At 38.0% G+C, this 18,940-nt stretch carries 14 protein-coding genes and 3 pseudogenes; all 17 read right to left on the bottom strand.

The window, feature by feature from the left end:
• Positions 1-31: 31 nt before the first annotated feature.
• Positions 32-109 (bottom strand): annotated as a pseudogene (locus tag P4S65_RS21995) (Mobile element protein); the annotation flags it as partial.
• A gap of 124 nt (positions 110-233) precedes the next feature.
• The gene (locus P4S65_RS21580; protein WP_008137743.1) at positions 234-821 is read right to left on the bottom strand and encodes a hypothetical protein; all 588 of its coding nucleotides are present in this window, start codon (positions 819-821) and stop codon (positions 234-236) included.
• Positions 822-832: 11 nt separating this feature from the next.
• A pseudogene (locus P4S65_RS21575) lies at positions 833-5,423 on the bottom strand (RHS repeat-associated core domain-containing protein).
• The gene (locus P4S65_RS21565; RefSeq protein WP_337121165.1) at positions 5,423-5,734 is read right to left on the bottom strand and encodes a hypothetical protein; all 312 of its coding nucleotides are present in this window, start codon (positions 5,732-5,734) and stop codon (positions 5,423-5,425) included. The pseudogene P4S65_RS21575 and the gene P4S65_RS21565 overlap by 1 nt, the downstream one beginning before the upstream one ends.
• 181 nt (positions 5,735-5,915) lie before the next feature.
• On the bottom strand, positions 5,916-6,272 hold the full coding sequence (locus P4S65_RS21560) for a hypothetical protein (protein WP_337121164.1): 357 nt from the start codon (positions 6,270-6,272) through the stop codon (positions 5,916-5,918).
• Positions 6,269-6,661, bottom strand: coding sequence for a hypothetical protein (locus P4S65_RS21555; RefSeq protein ID WP_337121163.1), 393 nt, complete (start codon positions 6,659-6,661; stop codon positions 6,269-6,271). The genes P4S65_RS21560 and P4S65_RS21555 overlap by 4 nt, the downstream gene beginning before the upstream one ends.
• A gap of 62 nt (positions 6,662-6,723) precedes the next feature.
• Positions 6,724-7,296: a hypothetical protein gene (locus P4S65_RS21550; protein ID WP_337121162.1), complete on the bottom strand. Its 573-nt coding sequence runs from the start codon at positions 7,294-7,296 to the stop codon at positions 6,724-6,726.
• Between the two features lie 2 nt (positions 7,297-7,298).
• On the bottom strand, positions 7,299-7,589 hold the full coding sequence (locus tag P4S65_RS21545; protein ID WP_007377083.1) for a PAAR domain-containing protein: 291 nt from the start codon (positions 7,587-7,589) through the stop codon (positions 7,299-7,301).
• A gap of 40 nt (positions 7,590-7,629) precedes the next feature.
• A complete protein-coding gene (locus tag P4S65_RS21540; protein ID WP_007377084.1) occupies positions 7,630-7,986 on the bottom strand; it encodes a hypothetical protein in 357 nt (118 codons plus the stop codon).
• Between the two features lie 7 nt (positions 7,987-7,993).
• Positions 7,994-9,871: a type VI secretion system Vgr family protein gene (locus tag P4S65_RS21535; RefSeq protein ID WP_096794296.1), complete on the bottom strand. Its 1,878-nt coding sequence runs from the start codon at positions 9,869-9,871 to the stop codon at positions 7,994-7,996.
• 73 nt (positions 9,872-9,944) lie between these two features.
• On the bottom strand, positions 9,945-10,424 hold the full coding sequence (locus tag P4S65_RS21530) for an Hcp family type VI secretion system effector (RefSeq protein WP_007377086.1): 480 nt from the start codon (positions 10,422-10,424) through the stop codon (positions 9,945-9,947).
• 239 nt (positions 10,425-10,663) lie between these two features.
• A pseudogene (gene tssH / locus P4S65_RS21525) lies at positions 10,664-13,266 on the bottom strand (type VI secretion system ATPase TssH).
• A gap of 22 nt (positions 13,267-13,288) precedes the next feature.
• A complete protein-coding gene (gene tssG, locus P4S65_RS21520; protein ID WP_033028453.1) occupies positions 13,289-14,278 on the bottom strand; it encodes a type VI secretion system baseplate subunit TssG in 990 nt (329 codons plus the stop codon).
• A complete protein-coding gene (gene tssF / locus P4S65_RS21515) occupies positions 14,275-16,101 on the bottom strand; it encodes a type VI secretion system baseplate subunit TssF (protein WP_096794295.1) in 1,827 nt (608 codons plus the stop codon). Before tssF ends, tssG begins: the two co-directional genes overlap by 4 nt.
• Positions 16,098-16,583, bottom strand: a complete 486-nt coding sequence (gene tssE / locus P4S65_RS21510) for a type VI secretion system baseplate subunit TssE (RefSeq protein WP_096794294.1) — start codon at positions 16,581-16,583, stop codon at positions 16,098-16,100. The genes tssF and tssE overlap by 4 nt, the downstream gene beginning before the upstream one ends.
• Positions 16,584-16,600: 17 nt before the next feature.
• Positions 16,601-17,377 carry a type VI secretion system accessory protein TagJ gene (locus tag P4S65_RS21505; protein ID WP_007377091.1) on the bottom strand — a complete coding sequence of 259 codons (777 nt, stop codon included), beginning with the start codon at positions 17,375-17,377 and terminating at the stop codon, positions 16,601-16,603.
• Between the two features lie 2 nt (positions 17,378-17,379).
• Positions 17,380-18,906 carry a type VI secretion system contractile sheath large subunit gene (tssC, locus tag P4S65_RS21500; protein WP_096794293.1) on the bottom strand — a complete coding sequence of 509 codons (1,527 nt, stop codon included), beginning with the start codon at positions 18,904-18,906 and terminating at the stop codon, positions 17,380-17,382.
• Between the last annotated feature and the right edge of the window lie 34 nt (positions 18,907-18,940).

Raw genomic sequence — 18,940 nt, 5'->3', positions numbered from 1 at the left:
CCCTATTTACTTTTGACCCTATTTACTTCTCACGGCGTACACAGCGTGAAATACAGTGGTAGTACTTTGTATCAACCAAACTTACTTGACGCTTTCTTGCGATTGCCATAAGGCACCTGCTCACTTTTTATACTAATAAAAGCTTAGTACTTAGTTCGCCAAACTGAAAAAAAATAGAGTGGCTGTCTAGTTTATTTATGTAATATAGATTTACAATGAGTGCCTATGTTATTTTATAGTTGTACAATTTTAGCCTTATTCCAAATATCACATGGTATATCAGCTTTTCTAGTGAAAGGGAATGAAGGCCCTCCTAACAGATCAAAGAGCATATAGGATAAAACCATATCTCCTTTTTTAGTCTCTAAAATAACAAGCCTTTGTAGTGAGTCATTAAAGTATTTCTTTTCACCTTGGTCGATAACTAATACTGTTACCGAAATAATTTTCTCATTTATCATATGAGACCAATTATTGATAGAAGAATACTCAGAATCAGCACTATCCATATAAGAATACCAATCCCTATCATAATAGTTAGTATCATCCTCTTGACCATTATAAGTATCAAACCAAGAGACAACTGAGCACTTGAGTGTATCACCAGCAAAACCAACAACATCACCATTATCTAAATGGAATAGTAAAGCTCCAGATAAGTAATTAAATATCTCATCTACTGGAACCTTATGTTCTTCCAACCATAGATCTAGAACCCCTGGACTATACGCTTGAACGATTTTTACTATATTATGTTTTTTTAAAGCATCAACCACTCTTTTATTTTCTGTAAGTCCATCACGATATTCTTCATCTCTCATCGGTATAATCCTTAACTTTTACCTAGTAGGTTTTTAACCATATCTATATTTTGTCTGATAGCTGTTTTTGTACTTTTAAGTCCTTTCTCTGTTGCATATTTACCAGCATAGGCATCCAATGGATCCGCAATAACTGGTCGACCATCTCGACCATACATTATTTGTAAATCTTGAATCACGAGATCATCTTTATTAATAATATCCTGAATCCTTTCTAATTCTTTTAAAGTATCAGGTGTAATTGAATTTCTGACATCATCCATTGTTAAACCTTGAGGGTTATTCCCTTTCCTAATACTTTGAACATCTTTACCATTAAATAGTTTTCTTTCTGCAACCAACCCCTTTACATCACTTCCATCGGCATGCTTTAGGGATTTCTCACCATATATTTTTAACACCGGTATATTATGCTGTTTCTCAAGATAATCTAATAAAAAAGCTTCCTGCCTTAAATCATCCATTGAGTGAGGTTTATTATGATGAACTTGTTTTATTGGTGTTAAGAAGACGGTATCATTATCAATAATATAAGCTTCTTTAAATGCTCCTTTACCTAATAAATTCTCCTTATTTAGCACTGAAGGTGATATCACGACCGATTTAAGCATTTCATCAACAGTATTGTTATTAATATGTCCAATCATTTCATCTGCGGTATAACCTGAATTTTTTAATTTAGTAAGTGCTATTATTTTTTCTTTTAATTCTAATGGAATAGCTGAATTAGCATCAAGGGCTGCTTTTACTTTTGCTTGCCCTTCTTTACACAACAACCCAAACGGATCCACCCAATTAACCGGGTTCGGCGCATATTGATAGTGGTTTATGCCACCCACCAACCCTATCGGGTCTTGGTTTATAAAACGTTGCTGTTTAGGACTATAATAGCGGTAGCGGTTATAGTGTAGGCCACTTTCCTCGTCTAAATACTGCCCCTGAAAACGGATTGGCTGAGTGAAGCTGCTTTCTTTATTAAAGTCAGGCTCGGCTTCTGGCTCCTCATAACCATACACATCGGCTTGGTTTTCCCACACGACTTCTGTTTTGTTGTTTGTTACAAAACGCGGGGTATTCAGTTGGTCTAGGTGGTAATAGTAAACCTCGCCTTTTTTAATCAGTGCTACTGGGTGAAATTGATTTGGCAGGTTGATATACCAGGTATATTCACCATTTTGGCATTCGCCGATTAACTGATCGTTATCCCAAATGTAGTCAATTTTACCGTGTTCGGTGTGCTTGGCGATACGGCGCCCGAGAGGGTCGTAGTCGTATTGCGTAAGCGTGCCGTTGTTGTTAAAACAGCTTAACTGGTTAAACGCGTTGTATTCGCGGCGGGTTTTTATGCCTTTGCCGGTTTCGCGTATTTGGTTACCAAATTCGTCGTAGTAAAAGTCGCTGTCGCCAAAGTGTGTTAGGCGGTCGGCGTCGGTAGCACTGTTTATTATCGTGTTGTTAGTGCTTTCATTGTTTACTACAGAGTCAGCATTACTACTATTTTCATTACTATTTGGCGCTAAATCGCTGTATTCGTTATGGGTGGAGCGCGTTAAATCAATAGAAGAGCTGGCTGTATGCTCATTACTGGCTGCATCAAGTTTTGTACTTTGCTCGCCGTTAGCTGTATCACTAGCTTCTGTACCGCTAGTGTCTGCATCGTTTGTGTTTGATTGAACAGTTTGGCTTTGCGGGTTACCAAAGCTATCCCACTGGTAGTGTGTGGTTGTATCAGCACGTGAGCTTGCCAGTGTTTGTTGTATTAACTGCCCCAAGCTGTTGTATTCAAAATTAATGTTTTGGTTGCTTACACCTTCATTTTTACGGGCAATCAGCTGGTTTACGCTGTCGTAATTGTACGTACAGGTATCAAATAATGCTTGCGCTGGGTGTGTAAGCTGTTGCTGCTTTAAGCGGTTAAATACATCAAACTGTTGAGTAAGGGTTATGCTGTTACCAAACTGCTGGGTTTTAATATTACCTTGGCTGTCGTAACTTAAGGTTACAAGCGGCTGTGCGAGCTCAACCTCTTTGCTATTGGTTTGCAGTAAGTTAATACCACTTAGCTGGCCAAACTGGTTGTAGCTGTATTTAAGCGTGGTTGAATCTGGCAGTGTCAGGGTTTGCCTTCTGCCGTATTCGTCGTAGCTGTACTTTAGGGTATGTGCTTGTTGCTGGTTATTAACTTGCTCAGCGCGCAGTAATCGCCCGCCTCTATCAAAGCGTTGCTTAAGTGTTGATTGCGCATTATGCGCACGGGTAATTTTACCTTGCAGGTTATAGCTGTAGTAATTGGCGTTATTAACGATGTGAGTATCGGTTGCCAAACTTGCATGCTGCGCACTCACGCGGCCTAATTTATCGCGATCTATTTTTACGTGGCGTTTGTTGCTTTGCGTTACTGAGGTTAAGCGGTTACAGGCATCGTATTTATATTGCTGTAGCGTGCCATCAAACCCGGTTATTTGTGTTGGGTTTTCGTTCGCGTCGTAACTTATGCGGTATACGTGGCCGTCGCTTCGCTCGATGGCTGTTAAGTTTCGCTCTTTGTCGTACGTTAAATGCAGTGCGCTGCCATCGGGCTGAATAACACAATGCGGTTGGCTTAGCCCTTCAAAGTGTTGCTCTGTGGTGTCGCCTTTGCTGTTTTGCGAGCTAATTAACCGCCCTGCTTCGTCGTAACTAAAATATTGATGCTGTTTATTTTCAGGCTCTTTTTCATCAAAGGCAATGGTTTGTGTAAGCTGGCCGTGCTCATTGTACTTATATTGAGTGAGTAAACCTGCGTTATTAAGTGTGGCATTTACGCGACCTAAATTGTCGTAACTGTAACGTATTAGCTCATCGTTAAGGTGTTTTGCTAATAGCTCGCCTTGTTCGTTCCAAATAAACTTGGTGATTTGGCCATTTTTATTTATATGCTGGGTTAACTGGCCGAGCTTATCGTAGCTGTATAACGTGGTGCGGCCATCGCCAAAGGTTTCGCTTTGTAATAAGCCTGCCACACTGTATTTACGCGTAATGGTTTGCCCATCAGGTAGGGTAGTTAATACACGTTGCCCAAGTTGGTTGTAGGCAAAGTGCGTTTGGCTACCATCTGGCTGCGTTAGTGTTTCTAATTGGCCGAAAGGTGTGTAGCTATAGCGCGTTGTGCTGCTATCGGGCTTTATTTCACTGAGCTTTTGGCCTTGTGCATTGTATGTATATTGCCAAACATTGCCGTTAGGATCGGTGTGTTTTACCAGTTTACCTTGTGCGTTATGTACAAAGTACTCTTTGTGGCCGCGAGAATCTATACAGGTTGTTTCACCAGCCTCTAAGTTATATTCAAACTGGTAAGTATAGGTATTATTATCGCCCCACTGTTTTATACATTTAGCGCTGGGTGAGTAGCTATCCCACTCAAAATGGTGGCTAAAGCCACTGGCTCGGGTGCGCTTTGTTAATAAATTAGCGGCGTTGTAGGCGTAGCGCTCAGTTTCGTTTTGCTGATTAGTTGCTTGAATAAGGTTGTTGTTTTCGTCATATTCATAGCTTGCAAGTACAGGGTATATAAGCTGCTGTTTATTATTTTTATCTGTGTGGTAAGCCGCAATTTTACTTAGTAAACCCTGTTGGTTGTAACTAATAATACAGCCACGTGCTTTATTTACTTCTATACGATTTATGCGCTCTTTAGCATCGTAATAAAAACCAATACTTTGACCTTTTTCATTGATTATTTTTTCAAGCAGCCATGAATTTTCACCGGCTTTAAAGGTCAAGTGTTGATCGTCTGGCGTAACGAGGACTTGCTTACCATTAGTTTGATAATGCAGTGCAAGGTTACTGCTTAACTGATAGCTCGATTGCCCAGGCTTTACTTTTTCAAAGCGGTGTTTAGCGCCGTGCTCATCTTGGTACTCTAACCAGTAAGTCCCTTTTTGCTTAGGGCCTACTTTTGGTGGCGGCAGGTAATGCTCAGTAAGGCTTGCCATAAAATCGTGGCGCCAACCATTTCCCATAACACTGCACACATCGGCATGGGATGAGCGGTACAAACGTCGCCATATTAATTGGCGACTGCCTGCTAAAGTAAAATCAATTAGCGGCAGTATTTCTTCACCCGATAACATTGAAACCGGATCTGAACGGCATTCTTGCTCAGTAATGGGTGTTTCACTTGGCGTCGAATCGCTTGCCCCCCGTATTTGTTACCGGTGCTTGCGCGGCACTTTTTCCTGACGCGGGTGACTCGCCCTTTTTAGCTGATTTTTTACCTGCTGAGCCAGCATTTGTATTATCGCTGACTTGAATAGCCGACTTTGCTTTTTGGTGATAGCAACTCACAGTACCTGCAACTAACGCTTGCGAAAGTACACTGGCAGTTTCACGTGCTGTGGCACTACGAGGACATTTCACACCGGCAGTGTTGAGCAAGTTAATTACGTCGAGACGTTTAGTTGCATCGCTTGTTAATGTACTGCCAACTTGAGCAATTTGCTTTTTAGCACTTTCAGGCGTGTTAGCTACTACAGGAGCATAACCAGATGGCGTTTGACCTTTACCAGCAACGAGGCAAATAGGGTAACTTTTTCCTTGTAAAACAACTGTATTACTTTGCATTAGTTGTGTGCTTCCTCACTTATCCATAAGTATGATGCTACTGCTTGGTGCTTTGCTTGTTCTTGCGAAATCATAAGAGCGTGTTTGCAATGATTTTCAATAACGGGACTCGTTGCTAATTGATATAAATTAACAACGCCTTCCAGCGCACCAATTTGGCCTAACTTATAATTAGGCAGCTCATAATGTGTCTGCTCATTAATTAACGCACTGAGCAGCTGTAAATCGTTTAACCACACTTCACTGTCGTGGTTAATGCCATTTCCTGGCGCAAAAATAATATCAATAGACTGCTGAGCTTGCTCAGCCACTCGAGTAAACATACCGTTTAATTGATTATGTTTAACAAAATCAATTGAGGGTGTTATTTCGTAGTTTACTTGCGACCACCCAGTTTTTTTGCCTCAAGTGTTGCAAATACTCCGCCAACACCTTGGTAGCTGTATTGCCCTGATGCATCAGCTTTAAAAGTTGCATCAAGCGCAATTATATTTACTTTTTTCCAATGATTTTTTTAGTTAAAGCAACTGCGACATGTGCACTCGTTACACCATAAAATAATAAGTGTTCAACATGATCTGGGTATAACTGCTTTAAACTGCTTTCAAGTAATTGCTTAAGCTCACTTTGATAAGATAATGCAGGCAAAAGCCAAACAAGCGGCGTATTAAAGTCTTCTACTTTATTAATTAGCTCTTTCGATTTTACGATGCAATCGTAAATACATACATCCCACGACTGCCATTTTTTCCCTTCTAGGGCGGCAGTCACATCACCATATAGTAATTCATCTACACTTGTCGTCGCAGGCATTGATAAATAATCTATTGATATACTAAAAGCACTCATAACAATGTTCCTGAGTTTTCTTTTCTAGCGGCAACAGACTGATAATAAGTATATAGATTAAATACCGCTTGGCTTTGACAATCCATTGCTGACATCTCTATCGCATTTAATGGCTCATTTAATGTTCTGCCTGCAAGTAACCTCAGCGAAGACATCTGGCTTTCATAGCTTGGCCAGTTAGCCTGTAACTGCCGCTGAAAATCTAAACAGGCTTGTTCATTACCATTTCTCGCTTGCATTTGTGTTTCAAAGTTTACGAGTACATCTAATTTTTCACCAAGGATACGTTTAATCAAGGCAACTATTTGCTCTGGCTTTTTTACTTGATGCAGTACCGTATTAGCAAGCGGGATAAGCTTTACAAACCCACTTTGTAGTAATACTTGCAAAGTATGATCAACAGATACAATGTTGCTTGCATAGTTACTAACAGTATTAACTTGTTCAAGACTTAGCGATAGTAAAAAAGAGACATTAACGGTGAGTTAACAAGTCCATTTTTGGTTAAATTATCAAAAATATTTATTAGTTCTTTGGTATTCGATTTACTTGTGACGAATAAAATCTCTTCAATTGCGCTCAAAGCTTGGTCTGAAATTTTATCCTCAGTGCTATAAGCTAAAAACAAAGTGCTTATATCAATTAAAGGCACAAGGTTGAGGCTGTGTTGCTGTAATAAAACTTTACGTATAATTAACTTTGCAACCGCGTGTAACTCAGGCTCGTTAAGCACACAGTTGATAAACTTAATATTTACGGTTTGAGGAAGGTTTGCCATTATTTCTATACAAGCTTGAGAAATAGAATTATGGGTCTGTCCACTTTCCTGAAATGCAATTAGCTGCTCTAAATTTGGCTTAACAAATACTTGGCTTAAGTTATTACGTTTAGCATTTAACCAACATAACTCTAGTAGCCTTTTTTTGAGTGTTTTAACATGCCCTACAGAAGTAAACGGGCAAAGCTGCGCATTACTAATTACCAGCAATTGAGCTTCATAGTTACTTAAGTAATTAGATAGCAACGTTAGCCACCTATTAATACAGTCGGATTACCAACAACAATTTTTCCACCATGGGAGCTATCATCACCCATTCTTGCGGCTGGTTTTCCATTAATTTTAACTGAGCCAGATCCTGACTTAATGCTATCGGGTGGACCAATACATACCATCATGTCGCCTTTGCGAGCTGCGGGCATACTTCCAATTAATACATTGCTAGAGCCTAGAACAACAGGACCACCAACATGCGGAACTGTGCCGGTAGTTTTAGGACACACATGCATATGACCAATTGTAGCTGCTGGCTTACCCATTTAGACTCCTTGTCTTATTACTGATTTTTAAGTAATTCTATTATTCGTATAAAGGAATAATTAATAATTTATTATGTGCAACTAAGCGAGATAATTCATCAATTAGTTCACTTTTAGTATAATCCGAAAGCGCCACAGGGCTTTGCATTACATACTGATATAACCCTGATACAACATCCTCACTATTTAACGAGGTATGTAAGTATACAAAAAACTGTTGTGCATAGTAGCCATCCATTGCCTTTAAATGACTTAATGCAGGATTTAGCAATGGATCATCAGGCCTATTAACTGGTAAACAAATCAAATGAGGCAACCCATAACGACAATATACAACATGCCCATTGTTATTAATGCCATTTCTCAAACCTGTTTGAAAACTATTTATTATTTCCATAATTGCATTAATTTAATTTAATTAAACCGGCAGATAAAGTAATGGCACTGCCATCCACTTTTATATTACTACCTTTAATATTTATATTAGTGCCTTCAATAGTTATATTACCACTGCTACTCATTTTAATCTGAGCAGATCCTGTTTTAATAATAATTTCATCACCGGCTTCGATATTTAATTTTTTTCCTACTTTTAAAGTATCATTCTCACCTATATCAGCAATATGGTTTTTAGCTACTTTTAAGCTGTCATTGTTAGCTATATCTACTTTTCGATCGTTACCAATTTCAACATTATGGTCGTTATCGGTTTTATCATTTTGATCGTTTTTAACATATAGTTGTTTATCTTTTTCAGCTTGTATGTATAAAAGCTCACTGCCTTTTTTATCTTCAAAACGCAGCTCATTGAAGTTATCAGCGCCACCTTCTTTTGTTGATCGTGTTTTAATCCCACTTTGTGTTTTTTCAGCGGGTAATGCATACGGAGGCATTAAATCAGCGTTATAAATTGCGCCGCTAATAATAGGTTGATCTGGGTCACCATTTATAAAATCAACAAGTACTTCTTGCCCTACACGAGGAAAGAAAAAGGCGCCCCACTTTTTACCAGCCCAATTTTGAGCAACACGTATCCAACATGAACTTTTCGAATCTTTTTTGCCTTCTCGGTCCCAGTCAAACTGCACTTTAACGCGACCAAATTGATCAATCATTATTTCGTCAGCACTGTCGCCAGTCACTATTGCCGTTTGCACACCATTGATTACAGGCTTCTTTTTATTAATTTGTGCTCTGTATGGTATTTCTTTTGGTACACATTCAAAGTGATTTGAGTAAACCTCGTCTGCCGCGCTTTGCTGACCACCTGATTGATTAGGCACCGTTATTGACGTCATCATTGACGTTATAACAAAGGTTTTACCTTCTAATCTAGGATCTTCATGTTTTTTAAAACCAAATAATTTACCCACGGTAAAAGAACGACAATCACTTTTACCGCTTGATAATTTCATGTCTCTTTGCAATGACTCTAACTGTACCGATGCCATACTTGCTGCACGAGGGTGACATTCAGACTCACCTGTATATTCGAATATTTCTGATACCGACTGTGTTGGCAACTCAGGATTTGCTTGCTCTCCATCAGGGTATCTTGAGGGTTGCTTAAAATCGTACCCAACACGTTTAAAGCTACCAGGGGCAATGCTTAAACCACCTTGCCAGCGTGATACATGCGACTCGCTAAGGTGTCCGGTTGAATAAACTACCTTTGCCTCTCCACACACTTCGTAGGCTGTAACATCGTCAGCTAATACAAGTGTATGATTGCTGTTAGAGTGTTCAAAGAAGTAAAAAATGCCCTCGTGTTGAAGTAAGCGTTGTATAAAATCAAAATCTGATTCTTGATATTGAACACAATATTCGTATTTAGGGTAGGTTTTGCTTGTTTTGTCTGAAAAGGCAACACCGTGTTGGCCAAACAAATCTGCAAAAATATCTTTAATTGTTTTCTTTTGAAAAATACGACTATTTTTACGGTTGCGCATTGACGCCGCAAAAGGAACTATTGTCGCTTGATAGTCAATATAATTTTTTTGTTCATCGACATCCGCTGTACGACTGCCATTTGAAACAAGATGACTGACTATGCCATGGTAATAACGTTCGCCGCCACCCTCAGCATTTTTTACTTTTATAGAAACAGGCTTACCAACTAAGTCTTCATGTGCTATTTGCTTGCCAATCGTATACATATTAGCTGACATAACAAATAAGTCAGACATTGCCTCTTGGGCGACAAAACGAGTTAAATAGAGGGCGTCTTTACCAGCAGGGGTGCTAATTTGAATTACGTTTTTATCTTGTGTTGCTTTTTGCATTCCTTGCTTTTCCCATCCTAGAGATCAAAAAAAGCTCTGAGCAAAGCCCAGAGCCATTATTAGACAACAAATATTACATTTGTTGACCTTTAACACCGCTGTAACCATATACAAGTGGCGCAGTAATGTTATTTTTGTCGTCTGTAGGTGTAACAGTCATCATCATTTCAGTGTAGCTGATAGTGATTGTTTCAATTGGACGATCGTTCTGTACTGATACTGAATAGCTAGAAATCATTGCATCTGTTAGTTCGATTTTCATGATTTCTTCAACTTTATCACCTTGTTTAGTGATATGGAAAATAGCTGGTAAACCTTTACCAATAGTTGCTTCTTTGAAAAGGTCAGGAGACGCTTTATCTTGAAGTTTAGTAATTGTTACATCGCCTAAACGAGTAGAGCTAGATTCACGATCCATCGCTGTACCAGTGGCTGAGCTAATTTCACGGCTTACGTTCCAATCAAGTGATAAAACTGTAATTAAATCTTTGAAAGACTCAGCAGTAGTTTCGCCTTTGATTGAACCGTATTTTAAATATGTATTTGCTTGCATTTGATAATGCTCCTTTTAATTAAACAATGTTATCCATTAATACTGGATTATTTACTTTGGTTTCCCAAAATTCCTTTGAAATCATTATCTTTATAACAGCAATGAAAAGGTCTTCAGAATTCCTTTCCCTAGATGAAGACAATGTCTCAAAAATTCCATGTAGTTACCTAAGACACCAAAATTATAATGCCCTAAAACTAAAGAAACAACCTTATTAATCAGTTATATTAAAAATAAATTTAATTTAATTCAATTTCAAATTCATTATCTTTAATTAACAACAATATACTACTAACTTTGTTGCCATCTACCATGCTAGATAATAAAACTTCAGATAATAAAGGTAATACTTTATTTTGCAAAATCGTATGTATATTCCTTGCACCCGACCCTGCATTTTGACAATTAGAAATAATATACTCAACAACATCACTTTTATAAGTGAGTTTTGCGTCATAATTCTTTTTAACTCTTTTAATTATTTTATCTATTTGAATCCCTGCGATTTCAGTCAGTATATTATCACTCAATGGAATATAAGGAATTACGTTAATCCGTCCTAAAAATGCAGGTTTAAATGAGCCTAATAAATCGTCTTGTAATGCTTTTAATAAACCTTTTATACTTGGTTTACTCTCTTCATCTTCAAATAAGCTCATTGTGGTATCTGTGCCCACATTTGAAGTCATAATAATAATTGTATTTTTAAAATCGATGTCACGCCCTTCACCATCTTTAATTGTACCTTTATCAAACACTTGATAAAAAATATCTTGAACACCTGGGTGCGCTTTTTCCATTTCATCTAACAGCACAACACTGTAGGGCTTCCTTCTTACTGCTTCGGTTAAAATACCGCCTTCGCCATATCCGACATAACCAGGAGGTGAGCCGAGCAATAAAGACACCTTATGCTCTTCTTTAAATTCAGACATATTAATAATGGTGACATTTTCTTCGCTGCCATACACTTCTTGGGCAAGTGATAAGGCTGTTTCTGTTTTACCAACACCACTTGGGCCAGCGAGCATGAAAATACCATTTGGTCGACTTTCATCGGCTAGTTGAGCACGAGACGTTTGTACAACCTTAGCGATTAAATCAAGTGCATGATCTTGTCCTACTACACGCTCTTTCATTTGACTTGCTAGGTTTAAAATGCCATGAATTTCATCTTCATGCATTTTCCCTACAGGTATTCCCGTCCAATCAGAGATAACCTGTGCAATCAACTCTTCATCCACTTGCCAATGCACCATGTTATGCTCGTATGAGGCAAGTTTATGTTTACTTTCTTTTAACCTTTCAAGCATCTGTGCTGAAGATTCATCCTCTTCGGAGTTTATTGATTCGAGTGCTTTGTTGAGATCTGTAACAATCTCTTTTTCTAATTTAAATTGCTCATTTAATGGCTCAAGTTGCTTTTCAATATCAACTAACTCAGCTTTTAGCGTATCTAATTGTTCTGAGTGATCTAACCCCGTTTTTTGTTCGCGGTTTAGCATCTGTACTTGCGTTTCAATCTCACTTAATCTATTGACAAGTTGCTCTATATTACTGGGGGTCGATGCTTGGCTCATGGCAACACGCGCACAAGCAGTGTCGAGCAATGCAACCGCTTTATCTGGCAATTGTCTTGCTGTTATATAGCGATGAGATAAGTGAACAGCGCTCTCTAATGCTTGCTCAGAAATAAATACTTTGTGATGGCGTTCCATTACAGGCACTAATCCGCGTAACATAGCCACTGCTTTTTCTGGTGTTGGCTCTTCAACTTTAACAACCTGAAAACGACGAGTTAATGCGGCATCTTTTTCAAAAACTTTTTATACTCAGCCCATGTTGTCGCAGCGATTGTACGTAATTCACCTCGAGCGAGTGCTGGTTTTAATAAATTTGCAGCATCATTTTGACCAGCGGTACCACCACTCCCTATCATAGTGTGCGCTTCATCAATAAAAAGAATTACTGGATTAATCGCATTTTTCACTTCATTAATTAAAGATTTTAAGCGATTTTCAAATTCACCTTTCATACCAGCCCCAGCTTGAAGCAAAGCTAAGTCTAAGCTATGAATTTTCACATTCTGTAACACTGCGGGTACATCTTTTTGTGCGATTCTAAGTGCAAGTCCCTCTACAACAGCCGTTTTACCAACACCGGCCTCACCGGTAAGAATAGGGTTATTCTGTCTACGCCTTGTTAAAATATCGACCATTTGACGAATTTCAAAATCTCTTCCTAAAATAGGATCAATTTTTCCTTCCAGTGCTTGCGCCGTTAAATCAACAGTAAACTGGTCAAGGCTAGGGGTTTTAGAACTTAAGTTTGTTTGTGCAGTTGCACTTTGTACCGAATGGTTTCGCTCTTCTGATTGGGCAACTATTTCTGGCCAGGCATGCAAGAGTTGCCCAGGTTCAATTTTATTAAATAACTTACTGCAACGAGTCACTAAGCTCGAAAGTGTATCGTCTTTAGTGAGTGTATAAAGAACATAAGCACTGCGAATTTGGTTATCTGTAAATTCTATACTTGTGCTTAACCACGATTGCTTTAATAAGCTAGTCACATGAACGGATAAACTAGGTGAAGACTCACTACCTGTTTTTAATGATTCAAGCGACTGATTTAAGTCTTGTTGAACTCTATCAATATCAATATCGAATGAGCCAAATATAAGCCTAACGTCATCTAATTTTTGTTCAATCATAGCAAGTAACCAATGCTCTAATTCAACAGTAAAATGACTACGGCTATTACAAATTGCAACAGCAGCTTCTAGGCTCTTTCTACAGTCGGGACTCAATTTTTCAACGAGCTTATTCAGTGTCATCGAAGACATACACTATTCCTTTTAATTTTAATTATCCTTTAAACGATAACTTAGTAGGTTTATTTTTAAATGTGTTTTTACCGGCGCCTAAAAAACTATTAGCGCCTAGTTGACAATTATTTTTAGAAAGCGATACCGCCTCTAACTCATGAAAATCAGATTCAATAATTAACCGAAATTGAACTGAATTTCCGACATAATCTTTTATAATTTTATTGCTAAGCTCAAACAAAGACCCTTTAGGTAATAACGATTTAGCTTTCGAGGGGTCATCTGAAGAAATATGAATTTCAATGCTTGATGAAACATCCCATATTTGCTTACCAATCACAGTGTCAACACCTAAGCGTGCATGTTGCCCTTCAAAGAGTGCCTGACTAGCTAGGCGTGTTTGCTCTTGAGGCTTAAGATCATGCCACTGGCCAATCATTTGTTTAATCGCAACATCACACCCTAAATAAGAAGTAAGAATGCTTTTTAGATCCGATGCATTTCTTATCTTTCGGCTATATAAACCAGAAAAATGAAGTTGATGTTCGTTGTAACCTCCACTTAACAAACCTAAAATTTGTGTGTATGGGTCTTTATTCTTATCTTTATTTATATGATTCAGTGATGGTTTATATTTTTTCCAAGCTCTGTAATACAAAGAAATTAGGCGATGATTAAACATGTCGTAAAAATCACGCATAGTGGTGTCTTTATATCTCAGGCGTTGCATAACCAATTCACTGTAAAATTGTGGTAGCGCACCTGAGCAACCTGTTAAGCCCATAAAAGATACCTGCATATTTACTTTATGGAGGCCATCTTCAAAACTTGTTTCCTCTAATTTTGTAATCGCGTTACCTGGGTAACCAAACTTTTGAGTTGCCGTAAATTTAATAAGCTCGTGCTTTGGGTTACTATCGTAGCCTACGTGACGGTGCTCTAAGCCATCCTTTTTAAGCTGGTTTTCTATTATGAAAACGGCTTTATAAAAGTCTATTTGCGATGCTTGAGAAATAATATGCTTAATCATAAAAGAGGACTATCACCCACTCTAGCTGGCCACTGATAATATATTTGTTCTTGCTCTTTTAATCTGAGGCTAACACGCGTAAAGCTGTTAATTGCAGCAAATTGTGCAAAAAAATGGTCTAAAATAGAGGCAAAGAAAAACATGCCGCTGCCAGAAAAGTCATCATTAGCAAAGGTAATTTCAATATCACTACCCGTTGCAAAACTCACCCTACCACTTTGTACTACTCGTGCAGTTGAAGAGGTAACTAATACTCTGTAGATATTGTCAATCATGCCTTTTGTCTGCGGTGAAGCTCTAAAATCATAAAGACGAAGGACTTCTTTTAATTTGACACATGCATCATCACCACTAAAAGCATCTAGTGTTAAATGATTAACTAATTGCCACCTTGTTGCGTCAGCTAAAATTGGCCTAACTGCATGCGTAAAAGGGATTAAACAGCGGATTTTTTTAATTACATCACCACGTTCAGGCATAAGTAGCCCAAGCTCATCATCGCCAAAAGGCATACTTGCAGGTAAATTTCGGTTACTGCAATTTGCACGAACAGTTAATACAGTATTTCCCTCACCGTATTCCATTGCACTGTTTTCAAACGTCGCATCTACAAGTGATAAAAATGTCTCAGTTCCTGATTCAACATAACCACCGGCCCAAGATGCAGTTTCTCTTCGTATGTGCCAGAACAAGTCTTCATGCCCCTGGTATTTAGGGTGCGTTTGTCCGTAAAAAGGGGATACAATCTGCTTATTCCCTTTATGATCAAAAGCAATTACTTCACAAAGGCCAATCACCTCAGATATTTCTGAGTCCATATAGCGGGGTGTTAATTTATACTCGTATTCACTTATTTCTGGTCGTATTGGCTCTAGCTCTTGCTCAAATAGATTAATAATTGGCGTACAACCAAGTAAAAACATATTTTTATCAACTTGTTTTTCAAGCTCAGCTGATTCTGTATCTAAGTAAAAATACAAAGTACATTGATTAGACTTTTTAGGCAGTGACGACTTAATTCCTTGTAACTCAAAAAATCTAAACTTCTCTGGGAAAGTAAAATTTTCAACTAATAAACGATAACCGGAAGAAGAGCGCTGTGAATAAGGAACAACGGCTTCGTTTGCGTCGAAACCAACAGCTTTAAGTTGATCTTTTGATACGTACTTAATCCCTTCTTCGCCATTATCAATCGCAACTCCAATACAATGCTTAAAAAGTAATTCATACACTTTTAACGTATGGTGCCATTGACCATTGATGAATATACGTAGTTTCTCAAGTCCTGTTTCTGCCAGCGACACACCTTTGTATTCACCAGTTAACTCAAGTTTAAATATTGATTTTGCTTTTTCATGCCACCTCGGTTTAGGCGCAACAAATGGGCTGTTGTCAAACTGAGCGCTTGTTATTTCTATAGGCCATAAGTAAGTTTCATAGCAGGTTTGAAACTTACATTGCTTCATAGATTCAACATTTGTTTCTACTTCACTCGCTCTAGGGATCACAATACCCGTGGTAGATAGGTTTTCGGCTTCTAACTTAACTATCGACATTGATGGTATTGGTGCTTGATAGTCTGGCAGCATCTGACCCAGTAAGGCATCCGTTAGTTCAGGGAAACTATCGTCTAACTTTTGTCTAATATTGGCGGTTAAAAAAGCAAAGGATTCTATTAGTCTCGATACATGAGGGTCTTCAATATGATCTTCACTAAGCTTTAATCGCCCCGCAACCTTAGGATATTTATCAGCAAAGTCTTTACCTAAATGGCGCACAAATGCTAATTCACGATTATAATACTTTAATAATTCATCGTTCATAAAGATGCCTCAATAATTTTCATGCCTAAGTTAACTGGCTCAACTTCAGAATCAAAACTGATGAATTCAGGCTCGGGATCAGCATACAAAAGCGCATTTATTCGCAAATTAAGTACTCTATTAATTGGCACTTCTTCATCAGTAAACACCTCAACCTCAAGAAATCGTGGTTCAAATTTTAAAATCGTATCTCTGACCGTCTCACACAATAATGTTCGTCCTTCATGAGAGCTTACTGACATACTCGAAAAGTCAGGAAGCCCATATGATAAGCAAGATGTTGCTAATTCATCATATTGTGATGGCCATGTATGCCATTGAATTCGCGCATTAAGCAACGCTTCTATGTCTCTTCGCACATTTTTTCTGAGTTCACTAATCGTTATCCCTTCGGTGCGAGAAGGTGCATCTTGAAAGTCGGGCTCATCATCGATAAGTTTATCGATAATTGATGCTTGAAGCTGTTGCTTATGTTCAATCATGATTATTCAAATATAAATTAGGCAGTTTCGAGTGCGTTTATTTTTAAGTTAGGAATAGTGATTGCCTCGTCATTAACAAATAGCATTTTCATTCCTTTACCGATAATAAACTCGTCTTTAAGTTCTTCCCAATCAGACACTTGCCCTAACTTTTCAATGTCGCTGTTTGAATTTGCATAAACAAGCGGTAAATGAGCTGTACCTGATGGGCCATCTTTAATTGTTATTTCCACTCGTAACCAAATACTTTCAAGTAATGATTCATTAGGCTGTACTCTTAATGTTTCTATTTCATTAAAATTGGCTAAATAAAACTCGCCATTTGTACCTAACACTTCTAAATATGGGCCCAAGGTATCATCAAGATCTCGAATTCCAGTTGAATCATCTTGTGATATTGTAGCTCTAAGCGCTTCCATTTTTAGGGCTAACTCAGCGGCTTCATTAACTTCATTTTCGAGTAAAGCAACATGCATTTTTAAAAATAAAGTGTCGAGTTCATCTGCATCATGAAACAGTTTAGGAATTCCATTGCCTTGATAAAAATCAACTCTCGACTGCTGCGCACGAATTAAGTGACGAAGGTTGACCGCACCAACGGCAAATTCTGGGTTCTTTTGAACCATAAAATCTAATTGTTTATCTGCTTTTTCAAGTTCACCATTAATACAAAGTAGCTCTGCGTAAATACTTCTAATATCAAAGTTTAAAGGTTCATCTTGCAATTCTGTTGCGCAGCATGACAATGCATCAGTGAGTTTCCCCTCACGAATTAAGCTATGTATTTTTTTCATTACTATTCCTTTATTTTATGGTGAGGACTAAGCTCAGTTATTAATTTAATGCTAGAAACCATTTGATCTAATTGAAAGTGTGGTTGTAACTGCAAAACAGAAAAGTAATGCCCTGGATTAGCCTTATTTTCACTAACTTTTATCTTTGCATTACTTAATGGGTATTTGCTTCTGATTTGCTCAGAAGCTGAATCTGATGCTGTGGTATAGTTATTTACCCAAGCCTGTAAATCTCTTTCACATGCTTGCGCAGTACTGTATGAGCCTACGCGATCACGTGCTAATAATTTTAAATAGTGCGCAAAACGAGAAACACACAATATATACTGCAGCATTGAAGATAAACGCGCATTTATATTTGCAGCACTTGAGTCATAATTTTTTGCTTTTTGAACAGACGCATTACTATAAAAAACAATATGTTCTGTATTTGTAACCGATGAAGCAGGAATAAAACCAAGCTCAGAAAACTGTTTCTCAAACTTACTTGTTACCAATAAATTCAAAGGCGGTTTAGCCTCTTTTTGATATGTATCATTAGCAAAATTGTCTCGTGCTAGCCCTGTCACTAACCCTTTTGAAACTTTCCCTGGTTCAATGCCACGAATATGACCAAACCAGCCACTCTCACAGTAAGCTCTTATTATTGTTGATACGAACTGGAAAGAAGCATTTCCCCAAAGCATATCTGTTTCAGGGTCAACAATTTGCTCTTTAAAATAAAAATCTTGATGGCGTTTTCCGTCATTACTATAAGGTGGCCTAACGAGGACATGCGGTAATGTAAAGCCGATAAATCGCGACTCTTCCATCTTTCTAAAGCTCTGCCACTTTGCATATTCAGGCTGTTCAAAATGATTAAAAAGATCGGAGTAATAACCTAAGTCAGAAAAACTATCAGCGCCAAATAAATTGGGTGAAGCACAACAGATGAAAGGAGAAAAAGCGGCAGCCGCCGTTCTTGATATCTCTTTTATTGTATCAATATCGTTGTAAGTCGTTCCTTCAGAAAAGGTATTTGTTATTTCGTAATCGCCAATAACAACCCCAAAAGGTTCTCCCCCGGCACTATCAAACTCGCTTTGATATAATAATTGGAAAAACATGCTTTGATCAAAATCAATCGCTTTATTTACATCCTTAGATAAGGTCATCCAATTACAGTTTAATACTTTTACTTTTACTTTATTTTCTTTATCGTATTGCTCGCTCTGCAATAAAAGCCACCACATATTACGCCAGCTAGCTTCTAATTTTTGAAAGCGTTTGTCATGAATAATTATATTTAGTTGTTTAGATATCAGCTGATCAAGCTCAACTATAATACGTTGTAGATAGGGACCTAAAGACTCCTTATTCCATGAAATAGGTGAATCAGAAGAGCCTTCAAGCCATAATAATAATGCTTTATCTAGGTTTTTTTCGTTTAAAAACCTATCAAGCAAAGCTTCATTATCACTTATTCGAGACTGCGACTTTTGTTGAAAAGTGAAGTCTTGATTTATAAATGAAAACTCTTCATGATTCATTCTAATGCATTATCCTTAACGCTAGAGAGAGGTT

It is taken from the genome of Pseudoalteromonas sp. B131b (genome assembly GCF_037162545.1).
Taxonomy (GTDB): Bacteria; Pseudomonadota; Gammaproteobacteria; order Enterobacterales; family Alteromonadaceae; genus Pseudoalteromonas; species Pseudoalteromonas fuliginea.
Note: the sequence above shows the minus strand (reverse complement) of the source record. Positions and strands in the feature narration are given on the sequence as shown.